The organism is uncultured Capnocytophaga sp. (assembly GCF_963525585.1).
GTDB lineage: Bacteria > Bacteroidota > Bacteroidia > Flavobacteriales > Flavobacteriaceae > Capnocytophaga.
This window is the reverse complement of the sequence record NZ_CAURLX010000067.1, coordinates 1-7,174: the sequence shown is the minus strand read 5'-3', so window position 1 is coordinate 7,174 and position 7,174 is coordinate 1. Positions and strand designations below refer to the sequence as shown.

Here is a 7,174-nt window from a genome sequence, read left to right as displayed (position 1 = left end):
TCTCAGGCGAAAAGTTTATAGAAAAAGGTGAATATACCCAATACGGACTTAATATAACTACGTTCTATACGAAAACTATAGAGAAAATTAAGAGTAAGAAATAAAAAACCCTCCCCATTTATAGTATTCTCTACCAGTGGGGAGGGTTTTGTGTCTTTTCCAAAAGCCTATGACTTGGCGGAAGTCGTTGGCGTATCTTTACCTTTAGCACTGTGAGTGGAACGTACTTTAATGGCAGTGTTCGTATCGGTGATGATTTGTGTTACAGTATCGGCGAAATGGCGGTACTTGGTCGCATCTACCATTTTCATTGTAGTAGCGTAAGGCACGAGCTTTTCGTTGATGAGCGTGAGCATAGGGGCTTTCATCTGAGTAGCCGAATCCTGCTTTACGTTATGCGCCAACGTTTTCTCATAGCCTACACGATGCGTATTGAACGCCTCTTGCGCCTGCCGTATTCCGTCTATACCTCGGTTACCCCTTGTAGCTCTGCTATGAGGGTCGTAATATTTACATTTCTCTATACTGATCTTTGAATTCCTTGAAAAGTGTCATCAGATTGATAATAGAGCGGGTAAGCACTCTTGTTTCTAGGAGCAAACTGAAATAAAGCTTGGTATTTTTAGGGCTGGATTCAGTGGTGCGAATATCGCGTATTTGCTTCTCGATAAGTTCAGAAATCTCGTCTTTAATAGCTCCTACGTCCTTGATAAGCTGGGTAGTAGAGTTTGAATACATTGATACATTGAGGATTTCAAGGATTTTCTGGAACTGTCGTTGCATCTGTTCAGAAATGTTTTTTAGGTTTCTTATGTGGTTGTATTTAAGTTTTTTATGGTTATTATCCACGTGTGTATAGCTTGTGTCAGCAATAAAGCTAATGGAATTGGACATATTGTGGAGGTAGTCCAAAATCAGTATATAGAACTTGCTGGAAGTCACGGAACTATCATCAATAGAGCGGATAAAATAATAGATATCACTCTTAAGGTCTTCTATGTCGGAAGTAAGGGATTTAGCGCGTTTTTTGCAGGCTTTCAGTCCTTTGTGGTTTTCTACAGCAAGGTTATCAATGACCTCACGGTAAAGTTCATCAATGGTTTGTACCGCTCCAGCAATGTTCTGGGAGCTGAGCTTCATAATTCCGCTAATAGTAATAAGATCTTCCTTGTTGAAACGTTTTTTCTGAGCTTCTTTCTCTTTACGTTGTTTTTTGCGATAAGCAATGGCATTGCGTACCACCAAGTAGCCTACAAGGAAAATCATTGTAATGAGCCCATATATCTCCCCATAGAAGAGAATTACGGCTGTGATAAGCCCCATTACAAAGGCTGCCCCAGCGGTGAGGAACCAGCCTCCAATAACATTGAATACACCTGCCACACGGAACACTGCTGATTCTCTCCCCCAAGCTCTATCAGCAAGGGAGGTACCCATAGCTACCATAAAGGTTACATAGGTAGTCGAAAGAGGGAGCTTAAAGGAAGTACCCACAGCGATAAGGCTACTGGAAACCACTAGGTTTACCGCTGCTCGAATCATATCATACGCAGGCTTATCTATATTATTATTTGTTTCTTCTGGTTTTATAAAACGGCTATCTATGTATGCTAGTGTACGCTTAGGAATAAGGGCTTCTATCAAGGAGGTAATCCATACACTGAAGCGGACAATCCCTCGAGAGAGTCCTGTTGCCTCGAAGCGTTCTTTTCCACCTCCTTGCTGAGAGAGCTTCATCTCAGTCTGCATCACATTAAGGGCTTTCTTAGAGAACCAGATGGTAAGAATCATCAAGGAACCTGCAATGATAAGGAATATCTGAGGTGTCTGTACGTTCTCTCTAAGGGATTCCATCGTCATAGTTCGTTCTGGTGTACCTGCCGCTTCCCATAGCTGGAAGGAGTCCCAAGCCGCTACCGGCACCCCAATAAAGTTTACCAAGTCATTGCCTGCAAAAGCCATCGCAAGGGCAAAAGTACCTGAGAGAATTACCACCCGCCAGATGCTTACTTTGCACCAGTAGAGCACTTGCCCTAAGATAAAAAAGCTTACGAAGAAAATACCTAGAAGCAAACCTGTATGTTGGTCTATCCAGTCTAGATATTCCTTATGCATAAAGGAAAGCCCACTTAAACCTTTGATTACCAAGAAGTAGCTCAAGGCTGTCAGGGCAATCCCACCTACAATTCCACTGAAGTAACGCATCCGCTTCTCGAAATCATAGGTGAAGAGGATACGAGCGAGAAATTGCACTAAGGAACCCACCACAAAAGCAATGAATACTGAGACAAAAATAGCTGAAATTACCTGCCCTACCTTACCTGTATTGATATAATTTGTTACTCCGTCAATTATGTGGAAAAAACGGTCTTTTTCTTTCAGTTCTTTGACAAAAGCTACCCCTACCGAGGCTCCTAAGAGCTCAAAAACGATGGATATAGTGGTGGAAGTAGGCAAGCCCATTGTATTGAAGAAGTCCAAAAGAACAATATCGGCTAGCATCACAGCAGCGAAAATCACCATCAGCTCCTCAAAGTAGAACATCTCTGGGTTGAAGATTCCTTTTTTGGCAATCTCCATCATTCCATTGGAGAAAATTGCCCCAATTCCTACCCCTATACTCGCTACAATCATAATGGTACGGAGCCTTGCCGCACGAGAGCTAAAAGCGGAATTAAGGAAATTCACCGCATCATTACTTACCCCTACAATTAGGTCAAAAATAGCCAAAGCGAAGAGTGCTGAGAGGGTGAAAATATATATTTGTTCCATCGTTCTTATTTTGGTGCAAATATATACATTTTTTTTATTTCACCCACCATAAGGCTCCTTTTTTTACTTCTAGAGGAGTAGGAAAATTATTTATATATAGGCTCCCTGTACCCAAACCTTGAGGCAAGGAGTTTCCAAGAGTATAAGTCCATTGAGCAATTGCAGAAAGCCCTACATTCCCCTCAAGAGCAGAGGTAACCCACCAGCCAATCCCTTCTTTTTTAGCCAAGGTAATCCATTCTTCACTACCTCTATAACCTCCTATAAGAGAGGGCTTTAAGATGATGTAAGCAGGTTTTATCCACTGGAGAATTTCCTTTTTTCGCTCAGGGCAGGCAATACCTATGAGTTCCTCATCCAAAGCAATGGGTAGGGGAGAAGTCTCACATAGGCGAGCCATTGCCTCGTACTGCCCCGCTCGGATAGGTTGTTCTATAGAGTGAATCTGTAAATCACTTAGTCGCTGGAGCTTCTCCAAAGCCTCAAGGGGAGAGAAAGCCCCGTTGGCATCTACTCGTAGTTCTACGTCGGTAGGGGTATATTCCAGACGAATGTTCTTAAGTAGCTCATATTCTGTAGCAAAGTCTATCGCTCCGATTTTCATCTTGATACAGCGAAAGCCTTGGGCGAGTTTCTCTTTTATCTGCTGTTGCATAAACATCTTATCGCCCATCCATACAAGTCCATTGATAGGAATTGCCTCTTTCCCTTGGGTAAAAGCCGATGGGAAAAGGATATCTTTCTCTTGAGCTTCTAAAGAAAGGAAAGCCTGCTCTACCCCGAACTGAATAGAGGGATAGCTCCCAAGCTGTTCCCAAAGCGCCTCCTTGCCCAAGGTAATATGCTGGCAAACCCATAGGAGCTTTGCCCGCTCATAATCAGCCATATCGTCTATGCTTAGTCCTGGGAGCGGACTACATTCCCCTACGCCCCGATGCCCATCTTTTTCTATCGTAAGGAGCCATGTAGGTTTCTCTGTAAGCACCCCACGCGAAGTGCCCGCGGGACGTTTGAATTGTAGGGTATATTTCTGGAAAGTTGCTTTTATCATACCAACGAAAATTAAGGAATGACAAAAGTAGTGATTTTCCTTGTAAAAAAATAAAATATTTTTTCTTACCTTTGCCGTATGAAAATAAAACTATTTTTACTTTTTGTCTCCCTATTTGCTCTGGCAAGCTGTGATCGTACCGAAAGGGAAATTGCCCAAATTCCAATGGAAGTAAAGCTACTGCGTATGGACTCTATCTTCTTCCATACCCCTGCGAAAGAATTACCGCTTGTCAAAGCAAAATATCCCCTTTTCTTTCCTGATAATACTTCTGATGAGGAATGGGCTGAAAAACAGGCTGATTCGCTACAAAAAGAGCTTTTTACAGAAATAACAAAGACTTTTGGTGATTTTTCCCAACAGAAAAAAGCTATAAAGAATATCTACCAGCACGTGAAGTACTATTTTCCACATTTTACCCCTGCCAAGATAGTTACTCTTACCTCCGATGTGGATTATCCTTCCCGTGTAATCTATGCCGATAGCCTCTTGCTTATTGGGCTGGACAACTACTTGGGAGCTAAGCATCCTTTTTATGTGGATATAGAAGGATATATTGCCCAAGAACTGGATCAAAAATACCTCCCTACGGATGTTGCCCTATCTTTGGCACGAGCTATTATTCCCCTTCAGCGCAATACTACCTTCCTTGATGCAATGATTTATGAGGGAAAGCTCCTCTACCTTGCCCAGCAGTTTCTTCCCAAGACCCCTGAAGAAGACTTGCTCAAGTACACCTCCGAAAAGTATGAATGGGCAGTGGAGAACGAAGCTCAGATATGGCGCTATTTTATTGACAAACAGCTCCTTTACAGTACCGAAAAGAAAGTCCAAAACCGATTCATTGACCTTGCCCCCTTCTCCAAGTTCTATCTGGACTTGGACAACCAATCCCCTGGAAGTATTGGTAAGTTCATCGGGCTTTCTATTGTTAAGCAATATATGCAAAAGCACCCCATTCCCCTCTCACAACTAGGGACTATCCCTACTGAAGAACTCTTTAAAGACGCTAATTATAAACCTAAAAAATAATCCGAATGAATCATACTTCTGAAATAAAACTACAAGTAGAACTGGACGAAAACCGCATTCCTGAACGTATCCTATGGGAAGCTCCTGATGGAGATGTTGCCCTACAAGAAGCCAAAGCGATGTTCCTTGCCGTTTGGGATCATAAAGCTAAAGAAGCCCTACGTATTGATCTTTGGACAAAGGATATGCCTCTAGAGGAAATGAAACTTTTCTTCTATCAGACCCTACACACAATGGCGGATACTTTTTACAAAGCTACTCAAGATGAGAAAATGACCGATACAATGAGGGATTTCTGTGAGTATTTTGCTGAAAAAATGGATATTATTAAAAAATAACCTTATTACTTACCTAAAAAATGAAAAATAAACTCAAAGTAGGCGTATTAGGTGCCGGACACTTAGGAAAAATACACCTAAAACTCCTAAATCAATCCGAAAAATACGAGCTTGTAGGCTTTTATGACCCTAATGAGGAACAAGCTCAGAAGGTTGTAGCTGAATTTGGTTATACTTATTTTGACAATATAGACCAGCTCATTGAGGCGGTGGAAGTGGTGGATATTGTAACTCCCACACTCTCTCACTATGACTGTGCTATGAAGGCAATTGCTGCCAAGCGACATATTTTTATAGAAAAACCCATTACTAGCACGGTAGCCGAAGCGGAAGAGATTTATCAACTATTGGAAAAAAATCATCTAAAGGGTCAGGTAGGGCACGTAGAACGCTTCAATCCTGCTTTTCAAGCGGCTAAGTCGTCCATAGCAAACCCTATGTTCATTGAGGTTCACCGCTTGGCGGAGTTCAACCCAAGGGGTACCGATGTTTCTGTAGTGCTTGACCTAATGATTCACGATATAGATGTGCTCCTAAGTGTAGTGGATTCGCCTGTAAAGCATATAGAAGCCAGTGGAGTAGCCGTGATTAGCAAATCACCTGATATTACCAATGCTCGTATAGAATTTGAAAATGGCTGTGTGGCCAACCTTACTGCCAGCCGTATTTCGATGAAGAATATGCGTAAGAGTCGTTTCTTCCAGAAGGATGCCTATATTTCTGTGGATTTCTTAGAAAAAAAGGTAGAAGTCATCCATATGAAAGATGCTCCAGAAGAAGTGAGCGAATATGATATGATTCTTCAGAATGCCGAAGGCGAACGCAAGCAAATCTACTTCGAATACCCAGAGGTACAGCCTTCCAATGCTATTCTTGAGGAATTAGAAACTTTTGCCGATGCTATAGAACATAACACCACTCCGGTAGTGACCTTCCTACAAGGTACCAAAGCATTACGCCTTGCTAAAGATATCGTCACAAAAATAGAGGAAAATTTTAAATAAACTTCTGAGTGAATTGGCTTAATTAGCTAATTCACTCATTGATTCAAAATGTGCCTTTAATCGGTGTTTTCCTACTTTCATTGGGGTTACTGAATCCATTGCCATTACAGTGAAAACAAACTCTATGGTACCATAAGCGCTCTTTGGCATCAAATATTTGCCTATTTTCAAAATAAAACGTCGTAACCAGTCGGGTGAATAGGATATTTTCACAGGTTTGTGCAACACTTCAAAAGCTAAACGCGCAATTTCGGTATGCGTAAAGACCTCAGCACCCCCTACTTTCACTTCTTTTTCAGCACTTGCTAATTGCGTCACGCACACTTCAGCTAAATCTTCGCCGTGAATGGGGTTCATTGCGTATTGTCCTTTGCCAAACAAACGCACTTTTCCCCCTTTTGCCATCTTTAAAAAGTTACCCATATCGCTGTAAAAACCGCTGGGTCGCACAATGCAATAGTCTATCCCACTGACTTTAAGAGCATCGACAAAGCGTTCTTTGGCAGCCCCAATGGCAATATGCCGCATCATTTCACCTTTGAATACCGATACGTACACAAATTTCTGCACGCCTTCGCGCAAAGCCTCATCGAGGAGGTTTTTGTTAGCCCCATAATCCACTTGTTCGTAGGTAAGTCCGTCCTTTTGTTGGGTAATCCCTACGGTTGAAATTACTTTGCTCACCCCTTTGCATACGCCTTGTAAGGTTTGGGGTTGGGTTACTTCGGCTTCTACGACTTCCAATAGCGGGTGCGTGAGTAGGGCGGGTGCTATTTTTGCCTTATTGCGCACCACAATACGGGTAGGGTATTCTTTTTTTAGGAGCTCAGCTAATATAAACTGACCCAAATAGCCAGTCGCTCCTGCTAATAATATTTTCTCTGTTTTCATTTGTTAATTAAACAACTTGTGTTTCTTAATCTCTTTTCCTTTTCTCAGCAGATAAGCGTGGTAGCTACTCGGGATATCGTTCTGCC

General features: G+C 42.1%; 7 protein-coding genes. 3 read left to right on the top strand and 4 right to left on the bottom strand.

Annotated features, from left to right (window positions below; translation table 11 throughout):
* Nucleotides 1-167: 167 nt before the first annotated feature.
* The 3 genes from RYK20_RS10470 to RYK20_RS10460 form a co-directional block, all read right to left on the bottom strand.
* Complete coding sequence (locus RYK20_RS10470) at nt 168-404, bottom strand: hypothetical protein (protein ID WP_311457457.1); 237 nt, start codon at nt 402-404, stop codon at nt 168-170.
* 106 nt (nt 405-510) lie between these two features.
* Nucleotides 511-2,772 (bottom strand): inorganic phosphate transporter, encoded by a 2,262-nt coding sequence (locus tag RYK20_RS10465; RefSeq protein ID WP_297981048.1) that lies wholly within the window; start codon nt 2,770-2,772, stop codon nt 511-513.
* 34 nt (nt 2,773-2,806) lie between these two features.
* Complete coding sequence (locus RYK20_RS10460) at nt 2,807-3,823, bottom strand: o-succinylbenzoate synthase (RefSeq protein WP_314895380.1); 1,017 nt, start codon at nt 3,821-3,823, stop codon at nt 2,807-2,809.
* Nucleotides 3,824-3,901: 78 nt separating this feature from the next.
* Between RYK20_RS10460 and RYK20_RS10455 the strand changes: the two genes are divergently transcribed.
* From RYK20_RS10455 to RYK20_RS10445, 3 genes are read left to right on the top strand one after another with little or no spacing between them, the layout of a single operon-like run.
* Complete coding sequence (locus tag RYK20_RS10455; RefSeq protein WP_314604001.1) at nt 3,902-4,855, top strand: gliding motility lipoprotein GldB; 954 nt, start codon at nt 3,902-3,904, stop codon at nt 4,853-4,855.
* 5 nt (nt 4,856-4,860) lie between these two features.
* Nucleotides 4,861-5,193, top strand: a complete 333-nt coding sequence (gene gldC / locus RYK20_RS10450; RefSeq protein ID WP_297981039.1) for a gliding motility protein GldC — start codon at nt 4,861-4,863, stop codon at nt 5,191-5,193.
* Between the two features lie 20 nt (nt 5,194-5,213).
* Entirely contained in the window at nt 5,214-6,197 is a 984-nt protein-coding gene (locus RYK20_RS10445; RefSeq protein ID WP_314604000.1) for a Gfo/Idh/MocA family oxidoreductase, read from the top strand.
* A gap of 18 nt (nt 6,198-6,215) precedes the next feature.
* On the opposite strand, the gene RYK20_RS10440 is transcribed toward RYK20_RS10445, so the two are convergent.
* Nucleotides 6,216-7,088: an SDR family oxidoreductase gene (locus RYK20_RS10440; RefSeq protein ID WP_314895379.1), complete on the bottom strand. Its 873-nt coding sequence runs from the start codon at nt 7,086-7,088 to the stop codon at nt 6,216-6,218.
* Between the last annotated feature and the right edge of the window lie 86 nt (nt 7,089-7,174).